The sequence below is a fragment of the Citrobacter sp. RHBSTW-00881 genome (genome assembly GCF_013728515.1).
Classification (GTDB): Bacteria; Pseudomonadota; Gammaproteobacteria; order Enterobacterales; family Enterobacteriaceae; genus Citrobacter; species Citrobacter braakii.
Window position 1 is genome coordinate 4,555,793 of sequence record NZ_CP056269.1, and the last position, 21,263, is coordinate 4,577,055.

The following is a 21,263-nucleotide window of genomic DNA, read 5'->3' on the forward strand; positions in this document are numbered from 1 at the left end:
AACACTCCTTGTAATCAATCATATAACCAGCGGCCTGCTCTGGCTGATTCTGCGAACATACGCACAGTAAGCGGTTTTGACTCTTGTTTGATGGGTTCGTTGGTAAACCATTTTCTATAGACCGATTCTCTTTCCCACGGGTAATAGGCATCGAAATCAATCACAGAAACATCAACGTTATATTTCTCTCCAAAATCATCAATGGCATACGGTAATTCATCCCATTCAGCGTAACCTTGCAGCGGCGTATCAAGTTCAATCGGGATAGGCTTGAAAGTAAACGTTACCGCGAGAGATAACTCCCCCCGAAAAAATTCTAATACCTCATTATCCGTCACCATACGCGATCTTCCTCTCTGGCAATGGTGTTGTAGGTATTCACCGTTTTATAAACAATTTGGGCGACATCATTTGCGAGTAATACCCAACCAATCACAGGAATTGTTCGTCCAACGAATGCCCCCAGATTGTTAGTCATCATTGGTTTTAAATATTTGATGCTGGCATTGGTGATGGTAGGAAGCCTGACGGGCAATCTTACGTTAAGAAACTCACGAGAATATTTGGAGGCAATTGATGTACCTTGTGTTGCCCCATATGGCTTACCCCGTGTTTTCAACAATGGTAGCCCAAGAATGATACATGACATTTCTACCACATCTTTAATTCCCCCAAATTGTTCATCAATCTTGTCGAGGAAAATCCAGAAAAATAGCTCACCTGCAGAAATGTTGCAGACCCCTTTATAAAAGTATGTTCCGTTAAGTTCCTCAACTGTGTCCACTAGAGATCCTTTGATATGCAATAATTTGCATACTTATCGTACTCCTGCGTACTCTGGTGGGGGAACGGTAACTGCCGTGGCGTATGTGTTTTTCAGAAAACATAAAAGTGAAGTCGTTGATGTCAGACAACGTGCCGCGCATAGTGCTTTATCAAATTGATACCAATAAGTGACGTCGATAGCGCATCAACCCGTCTTTGCTTGATCAGGTGATATTTTGCGAGCATCATCGCAATTATTTACCTGATAATGAAATCAATGGCTTCCAGTAAACCCCTGCAACAGGCAATTGCCGACATCACCATCTGGCGTAAAGGCGAGCAGCGTGCGCCGCACAAACCTTTGCTGCTGCTACATGTGCTGGCGGGTTATCAGCAGGGTCACGGTCGCCTGTTTGACTACGGTTCGGAGGTTCGCGACCCATTGCATAGCCTGCTGGAACGATTTGGACCACAGCGCGCGCAGTATCGCCCGGATATGCCCTTCTGGCGCTTACAGGGCGATGGGTTCTGGGAGCTACAAAACGCCGAGCATTGCTCAACATCTGGCAGCAGCAAACAGCCCCCTGCCGGAGAACTGGTGACGCATAACGTTGCCGGAGGCTTTGATGAAAAACATTTTGCCCTGCTGAAAAAGAACAAGAACCTCATCAACGCCCTGGCCCAGCAAATCCTCGAAGCGCACTTCACCGAAAGCATTCAGGAAGAAATCGCGGATGAACTGGGGTTTGATATCCTGCAAATCCGCAAACAGCGGGACCCGTTGTTCCGCCAGCAGGTTCTGCGTGCTTATAACTATGAATGCGCCATTTGTGGCTTCAATATGCGCCACGACAGCACTTCAGTTGCGCTTGAAGCGGCGCATATCAAATGGAAACAGCATGGCGGCCCGTGCGAGATTTCAAACGGACTGGCGCTGTGTGCAATCCACCATAAAGCCTTTGATAAAGGTTCGATTGGGCTGGATGAGAGTATGCGGGTTCAGGTGTCACCCGCAGTGAATGGCAGCGGCATGGTGGGCAGACTGTTCTGGGATTTCGACGGTAAATCGATAGCGCTGCCGATGATGCGCGAGAATTATCCAAAAGAAGGGTTTGTAGAGTGGCACAGGAAGGAGGTGTTTAGAGGGTGATTTGCATACCTTCTTTTTCCCTGATAAATATCAATAATACGTTATTTTAATATGGGAAATTATTACAATTTTAAAAAAACACAATAAACATGCATATTTATTACCAAAATAAATTTTAAGGACAAAATGAGTATGACAACCTTTAAAAATAAAAAAAGCAAAACAGAACAACAAAAAATAAAGGAATTACTAAAATCATTACTACCTCATCTGCCTCATCTTAGTTTATTATCAGCCGTCATAGGATTTATTAACATCTGGATATATCTTTCCCGCATTGGGAAATTAAACCTTCTTCCTTCATTCCTGGCAAGCCCATCCACGCTCCTAGCTATTTTTGCATCAATGTGTTTGATTTTAATACTATTTCTACTCTTTATTTTAATGCCTACAATTATTTTTTATTGGCTTTGTGCAATATCTAAAGACAAAGATTCAAAAATAACGATCTATCAAACAATAACGATTGGTCTTTTACTGTCAATTATAGGCTCCACTGACGTATTATATACTACAGGTTTTTTTATCTTCATCACTGCGTTTTATATTTGTTACTTTCTTTATACAGCCCTACATAATAAACTTAAAATTAATATATTTGCACTCATCAAAGGTTTTATAATAAACATACCCACATTTATAATTATATCAATAATTTATAATAATACCGCTTTATCTGGCATAGATCGACTAGCTAAGATTTTAATTTTGTTTGTTTATCTTATCATAATATATATGCCATTAATTGCATGTGATGGAATCTTAAATAAACAAAAAGGGAGAAAAAAGGAAAGTGCTGCACGAATAATAACAACAATCATCATAATCAGCATATATTTCATTGGTGTAATGACACCTGGAATACTTATTAAGTTAAACAACTACACTATATCATTCTCAGGTCTACGTAGTGATATTATGTTTTGGTATAAAATCAATAAAAATAACTTCCCATCAGAATGGTTGAAAAATAACTGGGAAATCAAAGAAACAAGTCAAAACGAAATTTGGATTCAAGGATACCCTGTAGTGCAAAACAATAATTTTACATTTGTTTGCCCCGAAAGAACACATAAGTTAATGAATGAGTATGTTAATACAAGGTTAAACTCATTTGTGAAAGAAAAATCTGGCTCTATGGACACAGGTAATTGCATATTAATCCAGAATAACCTTGAAACATCAATGAAAGTCACAGATGTAAAGAATAATAGATGAGCACCTCAGGGATAGAGATGTAGCAACCTACCTATGGTGGGTTGCTATATTATCACCAGTGTACCAATATCGAGTGTTCGGCCACTTTCCGCACCATCGATTCGGTTGACGGTGTGATACGTGCTGCGCCGGAGCCCTCCCGAGCCGGTGATGCCACCGCCGCCGCGTAAAGTACAGGGCTGCTACAGCTCGCCGTTCCGGCATTAATCAGGAGAGAGACACGTGACCACTGTGACATTACAGCAGACCTTTGAGGCCTGTCAGACGAACAAAAACACCTGGCTGAAACGTAAAGCCGAACTGGCTGACCTTGAACGGGAATACCGTGAACAGCTCCTTGCCGGTGACGAACAAATCCCGCGCAGAATGCAGGATTTGCGCGACAATATCGACGTGAAAAAATGGGAGATTAATCAGGCCGCCGGTCGCTATATCCGTTCACATGAGGAGGTGCAGCACATCAGCATCCGCAACCGGCTCCATGACTTTATGCAGCAGCACGGCGCAGAGCTGGCCGCCACGCTGGCACCTGAGCTGATGGGGTATAACAAACAGCTTCCCGCAGTAAAACAGAGCGCCATGCAGCACTCGGTTGATTATCTGCGTGAAGCCCTGTCGGTGTGGCTGGCCGCCGGTGAAAAAATTAATTATTCCGCGCAGGACAGCGACATTTTAACGGCCATCGGATTCAGGCCTGATGCGGCTTCGCGGGATGATAATCGCCAGAAATTCACTCCGACACAGAACCTGATTTACACCCGCCGACGTGCAGAACTGGCCGCACGGTAGCACGCAAAAAAATCCGCGAAAATTCCGCTATTTTTTCCGAAAAAAGCCATGCATCCATAAGGTGCATGGTTTTGCATGCAAATCCCCGTATTTTATTTTCCCCACCGCGCCAGTACCGGCACGGCCTGAGCCGGTTCATGCACCTGCATGAAAACTACCCTACAAAGCGGGCAGGCGTGGCGGGGAGAGCATTGCGCGCAACTATAACCAATTAATTCTCTTGATAACTTTTTTGCACGATTAACTTATATATATTATTTATTTACAATAATGAACATATTGAAGATAGCTCAGACAAATAGTAATGTATGAAAACTATCCTCTTTTGTTCAAAAGGAATTTTCATGGAATATACATTCGAAAAGTCTACACTCTGGCAGTCAACTTTGGGAAAAAGCGATGACAAAGGCATTGAAAAATTAAGAAACAGCTTCCTTGATTTTAGAAAGAAAGTTGAAGCGCTAGTCAAAAATATTGAAACAGAATTGCCTGGATTAACTATTCATGACATTACCCACATTGATTCTTTGTGGGAGGTTTCCGATCAAATAATTGGCGAGAGATTATATTTAAATCCGATGGAAGCTTATGTATTAGGAGGTGCATTCCTATTACATGATGCTGCTCATGTAAGTGTCGCTTATGAAGGTGGATTTGAAGCGCTTAAAGAAAAAGATGAATGGAAAGATCTAATATCATTAAAGTTCAATAACATTGAGCCGGAGCATGGTTCTGCTGAAGAAAAAAAAGCCATATTTGAAATTGTGAGACAATTGCATGCACATCAAGCTCGATCGCTTATAAAACGCTCATGGAAATCTGAGGCATCAAATAGTTATTATTTCTTAATATCTGATGAAGAAATTAGAAACTATTACAGTGAGTTAATCGGTGAAATAGCAGAGAGTCATCACTGGAGTTCAAAAAAAGTCTACGATACTTTTCTAGAGCGAAGAGTTAATGCTCCAGCATTTTTTGACAATAACACATGGGAAGTAGATGCTTTAAAAATAGCATTTATATTAAGAACGGCGGACGCAGCACATATAGATTCTCGAAGGGCACCAATATACTCATACAGTTTCCTTTCTCCTGAAGGGATATCTAGGGAACATTGGCACTTTCAAAATAAGTTAGGTCGAGCAACCTTAACAAATAATAATTTTTTAAGAATATCTTCAGGATCATCTTTCACTGAAAATGAAAGAAATTCTTGGTGGCTTGCTTTTGACACTGCAAAAATGATAAACACCGAGTTGCATGATGCCTATAATTACTTATCTGAAGCGGGGAGAGAACCATTCGAAGCAAGAAAAGTTTTAGCTGTAGATACCCCTAGTAACTTTTCTAAATATGTTAAGGCTGAAGGCTGGGAGCCTGAAGATATATCTATTCATGTAAGTAACTTACCAAGATTGATTTCTACCCTAGGTGGTAAAGCCTTGTATGGAGAAAAGAAACACGTAGGCATAAGGGAGCTAATTCAGAACGGACTGGATGCGATTTTTGCTGCAAGAAAACTTGGATATCTGGAAGACAATGAAGGTGCAATAAATATTAATTTGCAAAAAATTGAAAATGGAGACTGGTCAATAACAATTTCGGACAATGGCTTAGGCATGAGCAGGTATGTCTTATCTGATATTCTTCTTGATTTTGGTAAGTCCTTATGGAGTTGCGATGATGTACGGTACGAGCATCCAAAGTTATCCCAAACTGGATTCAGCTCCATAGGGCAATTTGGCATAGGGTTCTATTCTGTATTTATGTTATCGAACAAAGTCAGTGTCATAACTAATCGTTACAGATCAAAAACAGATGAAAGTGGAACTCACTGGAAGCTTACCTTCCCCAATGGACTTAATGAAAGACCATTTATTTCGCAACCAACTGAAGATGAACGCATCAAGAGGCATGGCACAAAAGTGTCTTTTACAATAGATGCCGAAAACTTCCAAAAATTATTAATATTGAAAAAAAAACAAAAGTATAACTTTATAGAAGATATATTTGAGATCGCTCCTAGCCCATTAGATGAGGATGGTGAGTCGAATGAAAAATATATACATAAGGGATTTTCAAACCTTATAAAATGGATTTTTCCTTCATGTGAGATAAATATAACACTAAGCTATAATGGAATTAAGGAAACAATTTTAACAGCGGATGACTGGAAAACAATATCAGATGAAGAACTACTTTCCCGGATACATAATGGCAATGAAGCCAAAAGACTTTACCCCTTGAAGTATAATGGAGAGGTTGTTGGCCGATTAAGAATCGTAGAGGCGCCATACTATTATGTGACAGAAAGACCTTCGGCAGTTGTTTCATTTAAAGGAGCTCGCGCAGGCCAAATTTACGGTCTACAGGGAATATGCAGATCTATTTCAAATAATGAAAAAGCTGAAAGAAATGATGCTTTACCAGATTACCCTATGGAATGCTGGAAAGATTGGGCATATCAAATAGTAAAATCTGAACCGCTGTTACTGACAACATATTTACTACGCTTACATGCGCTTATTCCAGATGAGGACTTGAGAGTATGGTACATTGGCCATGAGCGCTGTTATCTTTCCGACATAAAATCTCTTTTACGGGAACAAGATGAAATAATCGTTGTAAATGGTTCAATTGACTATGAAGATGACGACGACATCAAACCATCAGAATTTGAAGGAAGCTTAATTTTAAATGACAATGTTATTTTAGCACCAATAAGGCAGTCACATTATTCACAAAACAATAACATTACCCTAGATGATATAATGTCAAAATTCAACATGCCTGAAATAAAATATTATGACCTTTTAGAAGCCACAATGCGAGATGTTTGGGGGGAGTTCACGGAAGATGATGAGGGCTATAGAGTTGTCGGTTACGTCAATGGAACAGAGATAACACGACATACCAGCATATATAAAAAAATGGATTAAAAAATAACTTGGCTGATTTCTATGTAGCACAGTCAGCCATATTATTTTTTTGCAAAATCATAAGGTGTTATCCCCTCACTTATGTTTCCATCAAGGTAATCAGCCCACCACTGCACCATCAGCCTACGCTCATCTAAATGCTCTGAAGTGTGAATGTAGGCAGCACGAACATTATTACGTTCTTAATGACTCAATTGGCGTTCTATAGCATCATCGCTCCACAATCCAGACTCACCCATCGCACCACGCGCCATCGTCCTAAAACCATGCCCGCAAACTTCGGTTTTCGTGTCCTAACCCATTGCACGTAAAGCGCTGTTTACCGTGTTTTCACTCATAACCTTAGTTGCGTCATGATCTCCTGGGAACAACAGCTCTTTATCGCCACTAATCTGCTTAAGTTGCTCTAACAAAATCATCGCCTGCCGACTAAGCGGAACGATATGCTCCTCTTTCATCTTCATGCCTCGGTACGAGTAACGCACACCTTTAATTTCTTCTCGTTTTGCAGGTACACGCCAGAGAGATTTATCGAAGTCAAACTCATCCCAACGCGCGAAACGTAACTCACTGGAACGCACAAAAGTGAGTAAGGAAAGCTCGACAGCGATCCGTGTCATCACACGGCCACGATAAGCAGCAAGACGAGCAAGAAACTCTGGGAATCGGCTAGAGGGTAAACCGGGGTAATGTCGCGCTTTGGTTGTCGATAGCGCACCGGCCATATCACTGGCTGGATTTGAGTCGATGTAATCGTTCTGTACGGCATAACGCATAATGGCCGTAACTCGCTGTTGCAGGCGCTGAGCAACATCATGCCTACCACTGGCATCAACTTTTTTAATCGGGGCTAATAGGTGACTGGTTTTGAGCTGGCGAATGTCGGACGAACCGATATGAGGGAAAATATAAAGCTCAAGATAGCGAAGTACGCGCGATCGATGGTCTTCACTCCAGCGCTTGTTACTGGCATGCCATTCACATGCGATTGTTTCGAAAGTATATGCCCCCGAATTCTCGGCCTGAGCTTCTTTCTGTTCAACTTTTGGATCGATGCCCTGCACTAACAGCTTTTTAGCTTCGTCGCGCTTTGCTCTTGCCTGAGCAAGCGTCACAGTAGGCCAAACACCAAAAGCGAGGCGATCTTCTTTTTTGTCTGAGGGGCGTCTGTATTTCATGCGCCAGTATTTAGAACCCTTGGCCGAAACTTCGAGATACAAACCGCCGCCATCGGCCATTTTATAAGTTTTGTCTTTTGGCTTTGCGGTCTCGACCTGTTTGGCGTTGAGCTTCATTTGGGGGCACATTTCTAATCGAAGTTAAGATGCCCCCAATTATGCCCCCAATGACATCCGGATTTCAACGGACTACCTCGGACGACTCAGGACGTAAAAATCGCTGCAAGCATTGATTCTTAAGGGATAATTGGACTTTCTCGGATGATCTTGGAAGTACTAATGGTGCCGAAGGCCGGACTCGAATTTCAAAGTTAATCAACTGAATTACAAGTTATTAATTGTTAATGCATTGATGATATATACTCAGTTATATACTCAACTATTTTCTTTCAAAAATTAGCGCTTAACGCAGCACATAAACCAACTCAAAGATGGCGCTGTGATTATACCCGATTGCATCATTTCAGCCTGGGGCGTTTTTTATTATCGGGAGGTAGCATCTCCGGATAATATTTCGGTCGGTTAAAACTACGACTTCAGTTTGCATGGTATTTTTTCCGTAAAAAAGTAAACGCACCCACCAGTACCAGCAGGCGCATTATGCAATGAGTAAACAAGGAACAAAGATCGGCGGTGTAAATCGGGAGATAGTTCGCAATATTCACAACGCAGAGTTATTACAGTTTCTTCGTAACAAGCCAGTTGCCTGTCGTGCCCGCAGGATATCGACAGCCCGGAGATAAGGGGATTGTTCCTGCCAGCTAAATCCTTTGCGATCTATTCGAATCAGCTCGTATTTTTCCACCAGAAAGTTAACGGCATCGGCCAGCGTGATACCGGCATCAATGTGTTCCTGAATAACCGTTTCATTACTGAACGGCGTGTCGTTCAGGGCCAAACCATAGTGTTGCTTCAGCAGACGTGTCAGCAGCATTTGCCAGACAGCCACAGGCGACAGACATAGCTTCGCCGCCTGCTGAGTTGTTGCAGGTAGAGTTTTCATGCTTGCTCTCGTGAAATTAGTTAGCGTTGAGTGGGATAAACAGCGATGTATACGTAGCCGCAATTGCCAAGGGTATCGGCTTCGCAGGTAAAACCGTTGTGATACAGGGTGACGCAGTGGGCATGGCGAGGATTCATTTCACCAGTGGTCAGCATCGACTCCATCTGGCTGATAAAATGTGGAAATACGACATCCAACTTCAGGCTTTCGACATCACTAAACTTACCGGTGATACTTGCCCGGTCAGCCAGATAGTGCAGTCGGTTGCTCTCCTGCACCAGACGTGCTCCCAGGCACGGCGTGATATCCCGCTGCAGGCCCCATGTGGGATTGCTCATTTATAACCTCTTTATTGTCAGTTCAGGGTGATACTCATCAGACAGGTATAAGGTCCATTGCGGTCCTGGCGGCGTTCGGCGTATACCGCCAGCACGCCGGGAATGTCAGGAACTACCTTACCGATGTAATGACAGACACTGCCGTGCCACTGGTATCTGCCGATGCAGTATCGAAAAATGCGTGAGGCTGGATGCTGACGGTAAATTGTCATCGCCCGGCGTTTACTGATAATTTTCATGTAATACCTCAAAGCAGACCATGCTCAGCGAACGACAATATCTGCGTACCACCGACGATAAGGTGGTCAGGCACACGGATATCAACGAGCTGAAGCGCCTGCACCAGACGCTGCGTTATGGTCTTATCTGCCTGGCTGGGCGTGGTATCGCCGGAGGGGTGGTTATGCGCCAGTATCACTGCTGCTGCATTGAAGTACAGGGCGCGTTTGACCACCTCACGGGGATGTACCTCGGTGCTGCTAATGGAACCGGCAAACAGGGTTTCATGGGCAATCAATTGGTTCTGCTGATTCAGGTACAGCACCATAAACTCTTCGCGCTCCAGCCCCGCCATTTTCAGTTTCAGCCAGTCACGGGCAGCCTGAGTGGAGGTAAATGCCACGCCTGTTTCGCGCAGGTGTCGGTCAAGCAGGGTTAAGGCGCGTTTTACCGTACGTTGTGCGGTCAGTGGAAGTGCCGGAGCCTGTGGGATAAGTGACTGTTCTATCATGAATATCCTTAATCAATAATGCGAAAAATGGCGTGGGATTCAGGGTGCTGCAGGGCGTAATCCAGCAGGCGGTAATAGTGCTCCGTCATGGCATCGCATTCGGTGCGACAGGCGTGATGGCTGTATTCAATCAGGCAGATAGCAATACCTGCGGCTTCTGCGCTCATTTGCGCACCATTACCGTTCATGCTGTTGAAAAGATGCCATTTATCGTCACTGTCAGCATCAGGAGCCATAAACGCGCCGCCATTGCTGAGCGTGTAAAAGGACCAGATACCACCGCTGTACTCATCACAGAAGCGGTCCATCCAGGCGAAAATACGGGGTTCCAGCGTTATCCACTGTGTGATAGCACCAAAGTGCAGCGGCCAGAAATCGAGACGCTGCTCGTCAGGTACTGGTGATGCAGTAAGGTCAAATTGAGGTTCATTAGCGGACATCAATTTGCATTGCGTTTGTGTCGTCATGGATATTCTCCGTCAATAAAAACGCCAGCGACGATGGCTGGCGTATGGGAAATAAAGGACATGCAGGGATGATGAATGGGTGTGGTCAGGAGGAGGATGCTCTGAGGATGCCATACTGCAGAATATAACGGTTAAGCCCTTCACCGGCATCCGGTTCAAAGCACCACGCCCGCCAGACCATCCAGCTTTCAGAACAGCGAATCGCTGGGCTAAAGTGGATATGCTTGCAATCTTCGAGGGGCATGTTGTTATTCAGGTAACTAACAACTTCAGCTGCTACTGGATGAATGATTTGCGTGAAGGAAAAAATAATTTCTGCTTTCACATAGACTTTAAGTAAAATTAACCCCCGCAACATGAGCACAGGGGCTAAGCTAAGTACCTTGATTCTCAATTTCTAATCGCCCAAAAATAGAGCGCTTACATGGTAGTGAGGCGGATTATTTTTGTGTCTGATCTTTATCTGTTCCTGTTGTCTTCTTTATATAATTCATAATCCCACCGGCATCGTTTACAGCTTGATTAATGTCGTTTGAGGTACCAGAAAAACCACGCCCCCCCATTTTTTGCGCAGCCTCCATTTTTTCCAATTCCTCTGGGGTGTAAGTTGGTTTCTCCATCGGCTCTTCGTTAGTTTGGTAAATAGAACCTCTACCATATTCCTTTTCCTTCCATTTCGGACGGTTACTGCCGGAAAAGGATTTTGCCAATGACCAGTATTCGATTGGGAAACGTTTGACCAGTTCTCCATTAAGGTGAACATCGATTGTACGATATTGACCATTATTCATTGTCCCTTCAGCAAAATAGGCGTCTCTGCTGCAGGTGCCTGTATCGTACTGACTCCAAAACTGCTCAGGTCTACTTACGACGTAGAAATCTCCCATGGCGCATCCGTTGAGAGATTTATGATTAACTACGGCCACGAGGTTTGTCGTGTTCATTACGATGGCGCAGGTACCCGGTTTTCCAGCGCACACATCCCCCAACAGCCGCCCGCTCTTGTCTTTTAGTTCCCAGATAGTTTTGTCTGAATTTTCTCCACTCTCAGATGGTCCCTTTGGTGCTAAAGGGGCGATAGTTGTGGTGGCAATATTTTCATCTTTTAGCAGAAAGTTAGTAACGTCCTCTGGTGGCTTACCCATCAAAGTAGCTTTATCACCTTCGATATATACAGATGCGGCTGTTTTGGTAACGACGTTGTAGATGAAATTGAAGTGGGTAAAACAGTCACTGGCGCAAATTGAGCCGGTAATCACGGTATCGCCTTTATATTGATACGAGCTTACCGGCGATTCAGTGCCATTAAGCGCGCCGGTTCTGGTAAAAGCGTCCTTAATCCCAATAGCACGCAAGTTCCCGGCTAAGGCATCCGCAAATGCTTTGTCTGATTTGTACAGCTCGCTAGGATAAGGGCAATTATCGGTGCAGTTGGCAGCAGCCTCCATCGGGGTGGCTTTAACGCTAAAGCTCAAACATAGAGTCAGGACAATCAATAATATTTTCACAGCTATCCTCTTTGAAAATTTAAAAAAACATCAGTTAATAACTATCGGCAAACATCCTGGCTAACTTAAATATGGCAGTTACGTTGGATAGTCGTTTCGATTCAGTACAGTTACCATGAGCGTTGTTGAAATTGATTTCTGTTCCTTAAGTTAATGCCATTACACCAGTGCGGTAGCGTTCGCTTCACCGCGTAAAATCAGGCCGATGAGGTCGTCTTTGGTCATATTGCCGTAACGTATGCCATTTTTCTCGTAATGCCAGGTCATTGCTTTTCCTTCTTAACAGAGGTTATTAAATTAGTGTGTTGTCCGGCTTCTCCTCAGAGGGACCAGGAGACAGGACTTCGCGGATACAGCTGAAGTGCGGAAGAGCCCGGATAAAGCCCGCCTGTGTGGTTAACTGGCTGAGACGTTTTAGCGGGGTAAAAGTGGTGTTCAGAACCGTCACCGCATGGATAGTCGCCAGAGGATGCACGGTGATATACCCGTTAAGTTCACCAGTGAGGTACCAGCAGCCGTCGAGTGATATCAGGCGGTACGGGGCCAGCCCGTCACAGCGCTCTCCCTCGGCCAGCAACAGTACCCGCTGGCAGGCAGTAATGGCACTGACAAGACGGTAGAAGACCAGTGAGCTGGCCGGTGACACAGACTGTGGCGGCTGCCATACCAGACACGGCATCCCTCCTGCAGTGAGCAGCATGCCCGCCAGACGCCGGTCCAGCCCCGGAAAAATATCGGCCAGTCCGGCCCGGTGCGCGAAGGTCAGCGCATCGAGTTCCCCCTGTACGCCCCCACCGGTGCTGCGCAGGCGGCATTGCCCCCGTCGATACTCAAGGTCGAGGTACATCAGCCGTTCACGAAAATCCCGTCGCAGGGTACGGACTGACACTCCAAACTCTGCAGCAAGCCGCGTCATGTTCAGCGTTTCACCGGCAACCAGGCGGCTGATTATCAGTGACAGCCTGACAGCCAGCCGGTCATGACGGCGCTCTGCCTGTGTCATCTCGAATCTCCGTAATAATTAACTGACTGAATATGAAATGATTCTAAAGAGGGGGGCGGACAGGGTATGGACATGGAATGAACTATTTTTTCTCTGCCACCGGAGGCAGGCCCGACGCGGCACACCGTGAAATGCGGTGATAAAACACTCAATCCAATGGAGGTAAAACGGACAGGGAGCGTCCTTTGTTAACATGGCGATAACACTCTCAGGACTGAAACCCACTCAGCATAGCTTCCGCCATCACCCAGAGAGCCCGGTTGAGCTTCACATCTCCGTCGATACCACGCACGGCGCGGGTATGTGTTCGCCCGCCTTTTGCACTCCGGCCACTGAGCCCGCCCTTAATCAGGTTCTCCTGAATACGCTGGTATGTGGTCCACAGATCATTGCTCTCATCCTGCCAGCGGCGTGGGGAGAGTATCTGAGGTGCTGTCACCGGCTGGTGGTCCTCACCAAAACGGTACGTCAGTGCAGCCTGTGCCAAAGCCTGTTGTGCAGGTGGCGGCAGCATCAGCGACTGCATGGCATCCCGCTTCTCTTCCACACGGTCAAAAATACCCAGCACTTCATACGCCCCTTCAATCACCTGACTCACCACATCCCCTTTGTGCGGCACCCGCACCTCGCCAAACGACTCACCGCAGACGAGGCCGTTCTGGCATACCGCACGAAATAATCCCGGCAGCATCTGATACGAGCTGGTGCCATCATGGGAGTTGAGCAGAATAATTTCCGGGACCTGTTTACCGGTGATCTGTCCCTCCCGGCGCAGACGCAACATGTGCTTTGTGTGTTCCCGACGATTCGGGTCACGTACCCGGGTCTGACAGGCAAAGAATGGCTGAAAGCCTTCGCGCTGCAGGCTGTCCAGGAGGGAGATAGTCGGAATATAGGTATAACGTTTACTGCGGGATTCGTGTTTATCCTCGCTGAATACGCTGGGCACCACACGAAACAACTCTTCACGGGTTAACGGGCGGTCACGACGAATAAGGTTTGCTGCGCCAAAGCGCGAGGCCAGACGGGTCATAAGCAGACTCCTCATGATGGGAAAATAAAGACAGAAAAGCCCTGCCGCTCAATCGCGACAGGGCTCAGGAAACTACGGGTTAGAAGGGTTAAGTGTTCAGAAGAAGAAATTCCAGACAGCACGAGCGACCGATACCACGGTGTCGCGTGCAGCCTGAATGATTGCCCGTATTGGGGGCGGTATCAGTGGCATGGAACTTATTGTGTCCAGTACCGAGCCGACTGTTTCACCAAAATCGTCACGGGCTTTTTTATTAACGGCATCGGTACGAAGTGGAACACTAAGCTGTACCGCCACCGGACTACTGGCCTCCCGTGGCAGGCAACGAATCATCCGTTCAGCCATCACCCGCAGCCCCCACTGCAAACGTACCGACACCGCACAGACAGGGTTTACAGGTTGGAACAACTCATGCAGCAGACAGATTTTTCGGCTGATATTCTGTTTCTGCTCTGTAGACAGCTTTTCATCACCGCAGGTGGGTTCAACCTTGTCGGACTGACTGATAACAAACAACACCTTATGCCGGTATGCCTCACCAATCACCTCCCGGTAAAAATGCTCATCCACCGCCAGCGCTCGATCATCGGCCTTGATCAACCACAGCATCAGGTCGAGCCGGGGAAGTTGTTCACGGTAGAGTGCGGCATATTCAGCATCCCGTAGTTCAGACTCTCCAACACCGGGTAGGTCCATAATTGTCATAAAGCGTTTGCCGAGCTGCAGGCGAAAGCGCATGGGTTCGCGTGTGCAGGCAGCCACGTCGCTGACCGGTGAAACGTCCCCGGCAAACAGCGCATTGCACAGACTGCTCTTGCCCGCGCCGGTTTTCCCCATAATGCCTATTACTGGCTCGTAGTGGGTTAACTGATTTATCTGCTGCAGAATGCGTTCAGAGACCCACTGGGGCAGGCCGGAAAGCGGTTGCTGCAGTGACTGCAGACCGTCAAATTGTTTCATTACTGCTCCTCCGAAAAAGAATACAAAAACGGCAGAACCACGAGATTCTGCCGTTAATGGGGTATGTTCAGAGTGATGATATATATCTGTGATCTTTTTTAATTCTCCCAACTTTTCAGTTTAGCTTTTGCGTATGCATCATTGATCAGCATCTCAATCAATTCATTGATTTTCATTTCATTTTGGCTTGCTAGATAATCAAGCTGTCTCTTACTGTCTTTGCTAATATAGGTATTGAGAACTTTTTTGTTTGCAACACTATCTCTGAATTTTTTCTGACCCCATGTTTTTTTTGTTTTTATAATAAACAATTCACCTTCAGCATCGGATTTATTCTCAACCCATTGATCAAAGATTGAATGAACTTTCAGATTCAAATTTTTTTCAAACCAAAAATCAACATTACCATTAATCATTTTGTTCTTATCGAAGTAAGACATCACCCACTGATAATCCGCCAAGTATTTAGCATCATATCTGGTGGATGAGAACCAGAACGGATTGCCAAATTTTTTCTGGATACGGAGCCAAGAGTTTTTCAAACGCTCTAAGTTTGAGCGGATATGGTTAAAGCTTGATACACGACATTGATAGTCGATCAAAAGAATTAACCCCTCATAATTTACACCACCCTTGTCAGAATCAAGGCTCCATTCAGGTAAAGTGATATCAAGAAGAGAGGGGTTTTTATTATTGGTATATAGCTTATATTCGGAATGAATGTAATTAGAAACAAATGACAAAGAACGCTCACAATTAATCCACTCAAGTTCACTAAAAGGTATTAATTTACCCTCAACCTCTCGTTTACTCTTTTCAAAGAATCCCTCCGCACTCCCATATTCAACCATTTCTTTTTTATTCATACAGTTAATGCAAGACTCTTTGAAAAGATTGGCATCATCTATTCTTCCCACTATTTCACGAGACTCATCAACATGCATTAATGCTGAGCGAAAGATATCCCAGTAAAGCCATAAATTTACTCTTTTCGTCCAGAGACTGGTCACTCTTTTTCCTGCACTCATCATAACCTCAAACGTAACAACAATCGTAGAAAAAATCGTAGCACTCTACGTAGTAGACTACGTCATTTTTTTGTTATCACAAGCCTTTCAACGTGCACTACATTCCTGGATTTCAATGATACCTGAGAAACTTTGACGTACATCATGTAGAACGTTTACTTGGAACACTAAAAATTGGCTATGTGTCACCCCGACGGCTGTCACGGATAGCAGGCAATATAAATGTAAAAGCCATAGGGAAACTGTGGAGTGCCATCAGGTCAAAAAATAATTAAGGTTAATTGGTATTATAGAGAGTAGATCTCAATTTATAGCCATCTAACATCCCCACAGCAGGATAATTAATATCCGTCAAAAGCGATTGGACCCTGCTTTATAAGCATCCTTAAAGAGACAAAAAACAGATGTGCCATTTCCTTTGAATTCATCCAAAGGAACAGAACAATGCAAAGACATTACCCACACTTTAAAAAATTCACACCAAATGATTTTCTGCTGAATATGATCAATCACCATCTTAATCAGATCCTGGCATGTCACTCCAAAATACTGGCGTTTCGAATGGATTTTGATTATCAGCGAAGTACCAACCGATTCATTCGTAATTCCTCATTTGAGATACAGGATAGCCTCCGGGAGTTAACCCAGGCTGTAATGCAAATGTCTCAATTCTGTGGCTGTTTCTGGGTACTGGAATGGACAAAGACAAATGCCATCCACGCACATGCCATTTTTTATCTCAAAGGACAGAAACATCAGAAGTCATTTCCGCTTATTGAGCAGACAGGTGAATTGTGGCGGAAGATAACTAACGACGAAGGGAAATACGAACGTTGCAAACCGAAGGACTGCTACCAGGACAACATCAATAACGTCGTTGACTATAACAACGACGAAGAAGTTAAAAGTTTGAGGCGTATTGCCAGCTATCTGACGAAAGAATCCCAGAAGAATGGTTATCTGATTTGGGGATGTAATGAGGATCCTGAACCTACAAGACAGGGCAGACCTAGAAAAACAAAATAAGCTAACGACACTTTTTTACAGCACCACCGGTTGCTATGCCGGAGAGGGCAGCAGTAATTCATAACCCTTCTTCGGTTTCCCTTTAGCTACCGGAGGATCTCATCATGACCACGACTTTACCCCTGCTCGAAGACCAGTTTATCGATATGGCATTCATTACCCGTCTCACCGGATTAACCGATAAGTGGTTTTACAAGCTCATCAAAGATGGTGAGTTTCCAAAACCTACCAAGTTTGGCCGCAGTTCCCGCTGGTTGCAGAGTGAGGTGGAAGTCTGGCTACTACAACGAATTAACGCTTCCCGTGGCGTTAATTCAACGCCATCCCTGACCAGCCACCCACAACGCCCGCTTACGATAACCGCAGTAAAAGATACGGGGGCATCGTTATCGTGAAAACGCCTCATTCCCGTCATGACTTCCTGCTGCAACATTACCAGCGCTGGCTGGACGATTTTATCCGACTGGATATACGGCACGGGTTGTGTCACCCGAATATTCAGGCCAGCCATCATCTCATCCTCGGTTCGCTCTGGTTCACGGACACGGATCAGGTCACTGCTGTTGTCCCCCATGCTCTGAACCGGCTATTTCACCGTAACCAAACGCCGGTTATCACTGTAACAGAGGACATGTCCACCCGGCTGGACTCAGACACCGCAATGCTGCTTCACCATCCCATGCTCGAAGGCATATTGCTGAGCGAATGCGCCGGCTGAAGTTGTTCCCGATACAACGGCATTGCTGAGGATGTTACAGCGGCTGACCAGTCAGGAGATTTGACACAAGATTGTCTGGCTGTGCTGGCGCGATTTGATGTGCGGAGTGGATCCCTGCTTCTGGCTCGAGCGCCTGGCTTCACAGCCAGACGAAGCACTGTATCTCTGGCTGGGTGACCGCTAGGATAACGATTCCGTTTTCACCCTGATGATGGATGAATACCTGCTGTTTACCGGCCACTGATATCAGTGAAGGCTTAGTTGCGAACGACGTTCGCACCCGTGACGAAAGAAAACGCGTTTTCCCCGAAAACCCCATTAATTCCCGCAGACAACGTCCCCTTCACCGATTCACGCAGGCGGAATGCTGCTGTCTGCCATTTAAAAATAAGGCGTTACAGATGAATTCAACCATTTTTACAGCTCATTGCCAGGCCTGGCTTGATGACCTTACCCGGTTGCATGTCACCCATGGGCTCTGTCGGCCTGAAATCAAAAAGTGGCACAGGCTGACCATGACGACCTGCCCGTTACCGGGTGATTTTACCGACCTACTCATTATTCCTCAGTTTTTACTGGAGGCTGTGCAGGCTGGCACTGTGGAAGAAGAATCCGTCCCGGGACGCATTATCAAGCGTGCTGAGGGGATTCCACTGATGAGTATGCTGCGCAGTGAATGTTACCGACTGGGATTGAGCGCCCTTGCTGAACAGTTGCAGCTTTTAATCCGCCAGTATCCACAGCCCGGTATACGTGAATCGCTGACGCTACTGTGTTGGTGTGAACTGGTGGGTGGGATTGATCTGGGAGCATGGTACGCATTGCATTTGCCACTCCCCCACACACTGAAAAAGTGGATCAGCACACGACAAAAAAAGTTCAGTTGTCTGACAGCACTGACTAAAGAATACATTCGTATCAGTAAACCACTCTGAGGGCATGGAGCATGCACATTCAGAAATGCTATATCGCACAGCGCAAAACGGGTGAGATTTTCGCTATCAGCCAGCTTAACTCAACCGGGGACGAATGGTTCTGTCACCACTGCCAGTGCCCGTTGATTTTCCATTCGTCCACCAGAGCATCACCGCCCTGGTTTGAACACGATATTCCCAATGGACAACCGGAAGCGCTGCTACAGTGCCCTTACCTGGCACCAGCCAATGGGAAGTCTTCTGCCGTAGAGAAACTCCAGCAACTCGTGACACAGTTGCCCCCGGTTATGACGACCACCCGGTGGCGATGCACGATGTGCGGCCTGTCGTATGGCGGTGAGAAACGGTGCCCTCAGTGCAGAACGGGGATATACAGCCGGGAGGAATGAACAGAGTATTCGGACTCACGAACCACCAGTGCTTTACCGCTCGCAAAGAGGGTGTCACCAGGGGCATTTTAATTTCGGTTAATTAATATAATTAATACTCACTCCCTGTCTGTAATCTATTTTTTCTTTGCAGTCTGTAACCCAATAATCCCTGACGTTTGTTCCCTGTAATTCCCCCCACGCTCAGTATCCCATTGCTGCGTATGCAACACGCAGCATGTTGACTGCTGTATGGCGCACAGACACGACTACCACGATGCCCGCTTCAGGGCGTCGCTACTCTCCCACATATCCATTCAAACTGATCCTGTCCTCAGCGATCAGGAGGTCACGCTATGAAAAAACGCACCTGGGAACCGGACTGGTTTCTGAAATCTGTTCTTGATTCGCATATTAATGCGATGGTTAATCGCTATTCCTGCCTGAGGGTAATACGGCTGGATCTTTTCTATCGAAATAATACCGTTAAATATCGCCACCCGGATCACCGCCAGTTGGAGCCTGACGTCCGTCAACTCATGGATATGATGATGAGTATGTCCGCAGTGGTGGGTTATTTCTGGGTAATTGAATGGACCGAGGATCACCTGTTCCATGCGCATGTGGCTTTCTGGCTGGATGGTAATAAGACTCAGAAGCCCTTTTTCTGGATGGAGAAGGCCGGGGCATGCTGGCGTGAAATCACGGAACATGACGGCTGTTACTATCGTTGTGAACATAAACCGAACTACGAATCCGATATCAATATACCGGTGCACTACAGCGATCCGGGAAGCATTACCAACATGCGCCAGGTACTGGAGTACATGACCAAGATTGAACAGAAGAATGATTTATTACTGTACGGGTGCAACGAAGTACCCGATCGCCCATTAACCGGACGTCCCCGAACCGGTACAGAGGAACGGATTATCTGAGCTTATTTACGTCATCTTCCCATCGTTTGAACCACCGCATCTCTTGTTAATTCTTATCCCTCACACTTAACACATATGGCGTCTGTCTGCCCTTGCGGGACGGCTTACGCCTGCGTGTTGTCTGACAGGAACCTGAAATATGTTTGCCAAATCTTTTATCGCTCTCGACGGTAACGGTCGCCTGACCGGTGCCCGTACTGCGCAAACTGCACTCTACGACCGCTACACCTGCCATTTTTGCAACAGCGCACTGCAATACCATCCTGAGTACGAAACTGAGCGTCCGTGGTTTGAGCACATCGAAGCGGGCCTTACCGATAATGGTCAGCAACATTGCCCTTATGTGAAACTTGATGCGGGTGAAAGTCAATTAACCAGACGGCTACAGCGCTTCCTCCCCAATGTTATCCCCAGAGTCAGTAAAGCCGACTGGCAGTGCACACAATGCAAGACCAATTACTATGGTGAACGATACTGCCTGATTTGTCGTACTGGAAACTTCAGCCTTCCAGCAACTGTGGCAACATGAGAATGCTGAGGTTTTTTCTTGTCGCCAATCTTTAAACCATTAAGTGGGAACCACGCGCAGCGATCAATGTTGGGCAGTGGCCGGCGATAACCCGCAATTTAGTTGCATACTCAGCCTGCACATAGGCTCACACTCGAAAACAGCCCGGATTAAGCTCGACCGGAATATTTTTGTCTATCAATAGAGTAGTGGTAACTAACTCAGAAATGCTAGGAAATCCTGGTTCTTATTGTTACTGTATAACAAAAAATGAGGTCACCATGAAAACTACGTTATACAAAGATTTCACCTTTGAAGCTGCACACCGTCTTCCCAATGTTCCGGAAGGCCATAAATGCGGCCGCTTACACGGCCACTCTTTTGTCGTGCGCCTTGAGATTACCGGTGAAGTGGATAAGCATACCGGTTGGATTATCGATTTTGCCGAACTAAAAGCAATTTTTAAACCGACTTTAGATAGGCTGGATCATTACTATCTCAATGACATTCCAGGCTTGGAAAACCCCACCAGCGAAGTGCTTGCTGAATGGATTTGGAATCAGATTAAGACACAACTCCCGATCCTTAGCGCAGTTGTCGTGAAAGAGACATGCTCCGCAGGCTGCATCTACCGTGGTGAATAACAATAAAGAATAGCAGA

Annotated in this window: 25 protein-coding genes and 3 pseudogenes; 13 read left to right on the top strand and 15 right to left on the bottom strand. The window is 45.7% G+C overall.

What is annotated here, in order from left to right; genetic code table 11:
• Positions 1 to 14 precede the first annotated feature (14 nt).
• Both HV311_RS21960 and HV311_RS21965 read right to left on the bottom strand, forming a co-directional pair.
• The gene (locus HV311_RS21960; RefSeq protein ID WP_191220467.1) at positions 15 to 341 is read right to left on the bottom strand and encodes a DUF1493 family protein; all 327 of its coding nucleotides are present in this window, start codon (positions 339 to 341) and stop codon (positions 15 to 17) included.
• Positions 335 to 784, bottom strand: coding sequence for an STM2901 family protein (locus HV311_RS21965; protein WP_191220468.1), 450 nt, complete (start codon positions 782 to 784; stop codon positions 335 to 337). The genes HV311_RS21960 and HV311_RS21965 overlap by 7 nt, the downstream gene beginning before the upstream one ends.
• Before the next feature lie 258 nt (positions 785 to 1,042).
• On the opposite strand from HV311_RS21965, the gene HV311_RS21970 reads away from it, so the two are divergent.
• The 5 genes and pseudogenes from HV311_RS21970 (at position 1,043) to HV311_RS21990 (ending at position 6,861) form a co-directional block, all read left to right on the top strand.
• A complete protein-coding gene (locus HV311_RS21970; RefSeq protein WP_191220469.1) occupies positions 1,043 to 1,915 on the top strand; it encodes a phosphorothioated DNA-binding restriction endonuclease in 873 nt (290 codons plus the stop codon).
• Positions 1,916 to 2,041: 126 nt separating this feature from the next.
• Positions 2,042 to 3,133, top strand: a complete 1,092-nt coding sequence (locus HV311_RS21975; protein ID WP_220131808.1) for a hypothetical protein — start codon at positions 2,042 to 2,044, stop codon at positions 3,131 to 3,133.
• A gap of 41 nt (positions 3,134 to 3,174) precedes the next feature.
• A pseudogene (locus HV311_RS21980) lies at positions 3,175 to 3,340 on the top strand (ogr/Delta-like zinc finger family protein).
• Positions 3,341 to 3,355: 15 nt separating this feature from the next.
• Complete coding sequence (locus HV311_RS21985) at positions 3,356 to 3,922, top strand: phage polarity suppression protein (RefSeq protein ID WP_191220471.1); 567 nt, start codon at positions 3,356 to 3,358, stop codon at positions 3,920 to 3,922.
• Between the two features lie 344 nt (positions 3,923 to 4,266).
• Positions 4,267 to 6,861 carry an HD domain-containing protein gene (locus HV311_RS21990; RefSeq protein WP_191220472.1) on the top strand — a complete coding sequence of 865 codons (2,595 nt, stop codon included), beginning with the start codon at positions 4,267 to 4,269 and terminating at the stop codon, positions 6,859 to 6,861.
• 41 nt (positions 6,862 to 6,902) lie between these two features.
• On the opposite strand, the pseudogene HV311_RS21995 reads toward HV311_RS21990, so the two are convergent.
• The 13 genes and pseudogenes from HV311_RS21995 to HV311_RS22055 all read right to left on the bottom strand — a co-directional run bounded on the left by HV311_RS21995 (position 6,903) and on the right by HV311_RS22055 (position 16,091).
• A pseudogene (locus tag HV311_RS21995) lies at positions 6,903 to 8,156 on the bottom strand (tyrosine-type recombinase/integrase).
• A gap of 544 nt (positions 8,157 to 8,700) precedes the next feature.
• Positions 8,701 to 9,042 carry a TA system toxin CbtA family protein gene (locus HV311_RS22000; protein WP_174349101.1) on the bottom strand — a complete coding sequence of 114 codons (342 nt, stop codon included), beginning with the start codon at positions 9,040 to 9,042 and terminating at the stop codon, positions 8,701 to 8,703.
• 20 nt (positions 9,043 to 9,062) lie between these two features.
• Positions 9,063 to 9,380, bottom strand: a complete 318-nt coding sequence (locus HV311_RS22005) for a type IV toxin-antitoxin system YeeU family antitoxin (protein ID WP_174349102.1) — start codon at positions 9,378 to 9,380, stop codon at positions 9,063 to 9,065.
• Positions 9,381 to 9,397: 17 nt separating this feature from the next.
• The gene (locus HV311_RS22010; RefSeq protein WP_174349103.1) at positions 9,398 to 9,619 is read right to left on the bottom strand and encodes a DUF987 domain-containing protein; all 222 of its coding nucleotides are present in this window, start codon (positions 9,617 to 9,619) and stop codon (positions 9,398 to 9,400) included.
• A gap of 8 nt (positions 9,620 to 9,627) precedes the next feature.
• Positions 9,628 to 10,110 carry a JAB domain-containing protein gene (locus tag HV311_RS22015; protein WP_058649301.1) on the bottom strand — a complete coding sequence of 161 codons (483 nt, stop codon included), beginning with the start codon at positions 10,108 to 10,110 and terminating at the stop codon, positions 9,628 to 9,630.
• An 8-nt stretch (positions 10,111 to 10,118) separates the two neighbouring features.
• On the bottom strand, positions 10,119 to 10,577 hold the full coding sequence (locus tag HV311_RS22020; protein WP_191220473.1) for an antirestriction protein: 459 nt from the start codon (positions 10,575 to 10,577) through the stop codon (positions 10,119 to 10,121).
• A gap of 85 nt (positions 10,578 to 10,662) precedes the next feature.
• Positions 10,663 to 10,890: a DUF905 family protein gene (locus HV311_RS22025; protein WP_370655833.1), complete on the bottom strand. Its 228-nt coding sequence runs from the start codon at positions 10,888 to 10,890 to the stop codon at positions 10,663 to 10,665.
• 127 nt (positions 10,891 to 11,017) lie between these two features.
• Positions 11,018 to 12,085: a hypothetical protein gene (locus HV311_RS22030; protein WP_008783819.1), complete on the bottom strand. Its 1,068-nt coding sequence runs from the start codon at positions 12,083 to 12,085 to the stop codon at positions 11,018 to 11,020.
• A gap of 159 nt (positions 12,086 to 12,244) precedes the next feature.
• Positions 12,245 to 12,352 carry a DUF4339 domain-containing protein gene (locus HV311_RS22035; protein ID WP_116541151.1) on the bottom strand — a complete coding sequence of 36 codons (108 nt, stop codon included), beginning with the start codon at positions 12,350 to 12,352 and terminating at the stop codon, positions 12,245 to 12,247.
• 25 nt (positions 12,353 to 12,377) lie between these two features.
• Positions 12,378 to 13,088, bottom strand: a complete 711-nt coding sequence (locus HV311_RS22040) for a DeoR family transcriptional regulator (RefSeq protein ID WP_116541150.1) — start codon at positions 13,086 to 13,088, stop codon at positions 12,378 to 12,380.
• Between the two features lie 208 nt (positions 13,089 to 13,296).
• Entirely contained in the window at positions 13,297 to 14,121 is an 825-nt protein-coding gene (locus HV311_RS22045; protein ID WP_191220474.1) for a DUF932 domain-containing protein, read from the bottom strand.
• A 96-nt stretch (positions 14,122 to 14,217) separates the two neighbouring features.
• Positions 14,218 to 15,081, bottom strand: a complete 864-nt coding sequence (locus HV311_RS22050) for a GTPase family protein (protein ID WP_191220475.1) — start codon at positions 15,079 to 15,081, stop codon at positions 14,218 to 14,220.
• Positions 15,082 to 15,179: 98 nt separating this feature from the next.
• Positions 15,180 to 16,091, bottom strand: a complete 912-nt coding sequence (locus tag HV311_RS22055) for a hypothetical protein (protein ID WP_326928878.1) — start codon at positions 16,089 to 16,091, stop codon at positions 15,180 to 15,182.
• Positions 16,092 to 16,553: 462 nt separating this feature from the next.
• Between HV311_RS22055 and HV311_RS22060 the strand changes: the two genes are divergently transcribed.
• The 8 genes and pseudogenes from HV311_RS22060 (at position 16,554) to queD (ending at position 21,246) form a co-directional block, all read left to right on the top strand.
• Positions 16,554 to 17,135, top strand: coding sequence for a rolling circle replication-associated protein (locus HV311_RS22060; RefSeq protein ID WP_174349108.1), 582 nt, complete (start codon positions 16,554 to 16,556; stop codon positions 17,133 to 17,135).
• A gap of 104 nt (positions 17,136 to 17,239) precedes the next feature.
• A pseudogene (locus HV311_RS22065) lies at positions 17,240 to 17,443 on the top strand (helix-turn-helix transcriptional regulator); the annotation flags it as partial.
• Between the two features lie 83 nt (positions 17,444 to 17,526).
• Positions 17,527 to 17,853 carry a hypothetical protein gene (locus tag HV311_RS28115; protein ID WP_248180111.1) on the top strand — a complete coding sequence of 109 codons (327 nt, stop codon included), beginning with the start codon at positions 17,527 to 17,529 and terminating at the stop codon, positions 17,851 to 17,853.
• 401 nt (positions 17,854 to 18,254) lie between these two features.
• A complete protein-coding gene (locus HV311_RS22075) occupies positions 18,255 to 18,788 on the top strand; it encodes a secretoglobin family protein (RefSeq protein ID WP_174349110.1) in 534 nt (177 codons plus the stop codon).
• Between the two features lie 11 nt (positions 18,789 to 18,799).
• Complete coding sequence (locus HV311_RS22080; protein ID WP_131347512.1) at positions 18,800 to 19,177, top strand: putative zinc ribbon protein; 378 nt, start codon at positions 18,800 to 18,802, stop codon at positions 19,175 to 19,177.
• 335 nt (positions 19,178 to 19,512) lie between these two features.
• Positions 19,513 to 20,094, top strand: coding sequence for an inovirus-type Gp2 protein (locus HV311_RS22085; RefSeq protein ID WP_032175797.1), 582 nt, complete (start codon positions 19,513 to 19,515; stop codon positions 20,092 to 20,094).
• A gap of 139 nt (positions 20,095 to 20,233) precedes the next feature.
• A complete protein-coding gene (locus HV311_RS22090) occupies positions 20,234 to 20,623 on the top strand; it encodes a putative zinc ribbon protein (RefSeq protein WP_032175796.1) in 390 nt (129 codons plus the stop codon).
• Positions 20,624 to 20,883: 260 nt separating this feature from the next.
• Entirely contained in the window at positions 20,884 to 21,246 is a 363-nt protein-coding gene (gene queD, locus HV311_RS22095; protein WP_032175795.1) for a 6-carboxytetrahydropterin synthase QueD, read from the top strand.
• Positions 21,247 to 21,263: the final 17 nt, after the last annotated feature.

What these genes read in the sequence shown, in the direction of transcription:
- HV311_RS21960 (WP_191220467.1), bottom strand. Translation starts at nt 341, where the DNA reads ATGGTGACGGATAATGAGGTATTAGAATTTTTTCGGGGGGAGTTATCT.
- HV311_RS22035 (WP_116541151.1), bottom strand. Translation starts at nt 12,352, where the DNA reads ATGACCTGGCATTACGAGAAAAATGGCATACGTTACGGCAATATGACC.
- HV311_RS22020 (WP_191220473.1), bottom strand. Translation starts at nt 10,577, where the DNA reads ATGACGACACAAACGCAATGCAAATTGATGTCCGCTAATGAACCTCAA.
- HV311_RS21975 (WP_220131808.1), top strand. Translation starts at nt 2,042, where the DNA reads ATGAGTATGACAACCTTTAAAAATAAAAAAAGCAAAACAGAACAACAA.
- HV311_RS22000 (WP_174349101.1), bottom strand. Translation starts at nt 9,042, where the DNA reads ATGAAAACTCTACCTGCAACAACTCAGCAGGCGGCGAAGCTATGTCTG.
- HV311_RS22085 (WP_032175797.1), top strand. Translation starts at nt 19,513, where the DNA reads ATGAAAAAACGCACCTGGGAACCGGACTGGTTTCTGAAATCTGTTCTT.
- HV311_RS22010 (WP_174349103.1), bottom strand. Translation starts at nt 9,619, where the DNA reads ATGAAAATTATCAGTAAACGCCGGGCGATGACAATTTACCGTCAGCAT.
- HV311_RS22015 (WP_058649301.1), bottom strand. Translation starts at nt 10,110, where the DNA reads ATGATAGAACAGTCACTTATCCCACAGGCTCCGGCACTTCCACTGACC.
- HV311_RS22075 (WP_174349110.1), top strand. Translation starts at nt 18,255, where the DNA reads ATGAATTCAACCATTTTTACAGCTCATTGCCAGGCCTGGCTTGATGAC.
- HV311_RS22045 (WP_191220474.1), bottom strand. Translation starts at nt 14,121, where the DNA reads ATGACCCGTCTGGCCTCGCGCTTTGGCGCAGCAAACCTTATTCGTCGT.
- HV311_RS22080 (WP_131347512.1), top strand. Translation starts at nt 18,800, where the DNA reads ATGCACATTCAGAAATGCTATATCGCACAGCGCAAAACGGGTGAGATT.
- HV311_RS22090 (WP_032175796.1), top strand. Translation starts at nt 20,234, where the DNA reads ATGTTTGCCAAATCTTTTATCGCTCTCGACGGTAACGGTCGCCTGACC.
- HV311_RS21970 (WP_191220469.1), top strand. Translation starts at nt 1,043, where the DNA reads ATGGCTTCCAGTAAACCCCTGCAACAGGCAATTGCCGACATCACCATC.
- queD (WP_032175795.1), top strand. Translation starts at nt 20,884, where the DNA reads ATGAAAACTACGTTATACAAAGATTTCACCTTTGAAGCTGCACACCGT.
- HV311_RS22005 (WP_174349102.1), bottom strand. Translation starts at nt 9,380, where the DNA reads ATGAGCAATCCCACATGGGGCCTGCAGCGGGATATCACGCCGTGCCTG.
- HV311_RS21990 (WP_191220472.1), top strand. Translation starts at nt 4,267, where the DNA reads ATGGAATATACATTCGAAAAGTCTACACTCTGGCAGTCAACTTTGGGA.
- HV311_RS22050 (WP_191220475.1), bottom strand. Translation starts at nt 15,081, where the DNA reads ATGAAACAATTTGACGGTCTGCAGTCACTGCAGCAACCGCTTTCCGGC.
- HV311_RS22060 (WP_174349108.1), top strand. Translation starts at nt 16,554, where the DNA reads ATGCAAAGACATTACCCACACTTTAAAAAATTCACACCAAATGATTTT.
- HV311_RS22040 (WP_116541150.1), bottom strand. Translation starts at nt 13,088, where the DNA reads ATGACACAGGCAGAGCGCCGTCATGACCGGCTGGCTGTCAGGCTGTCA.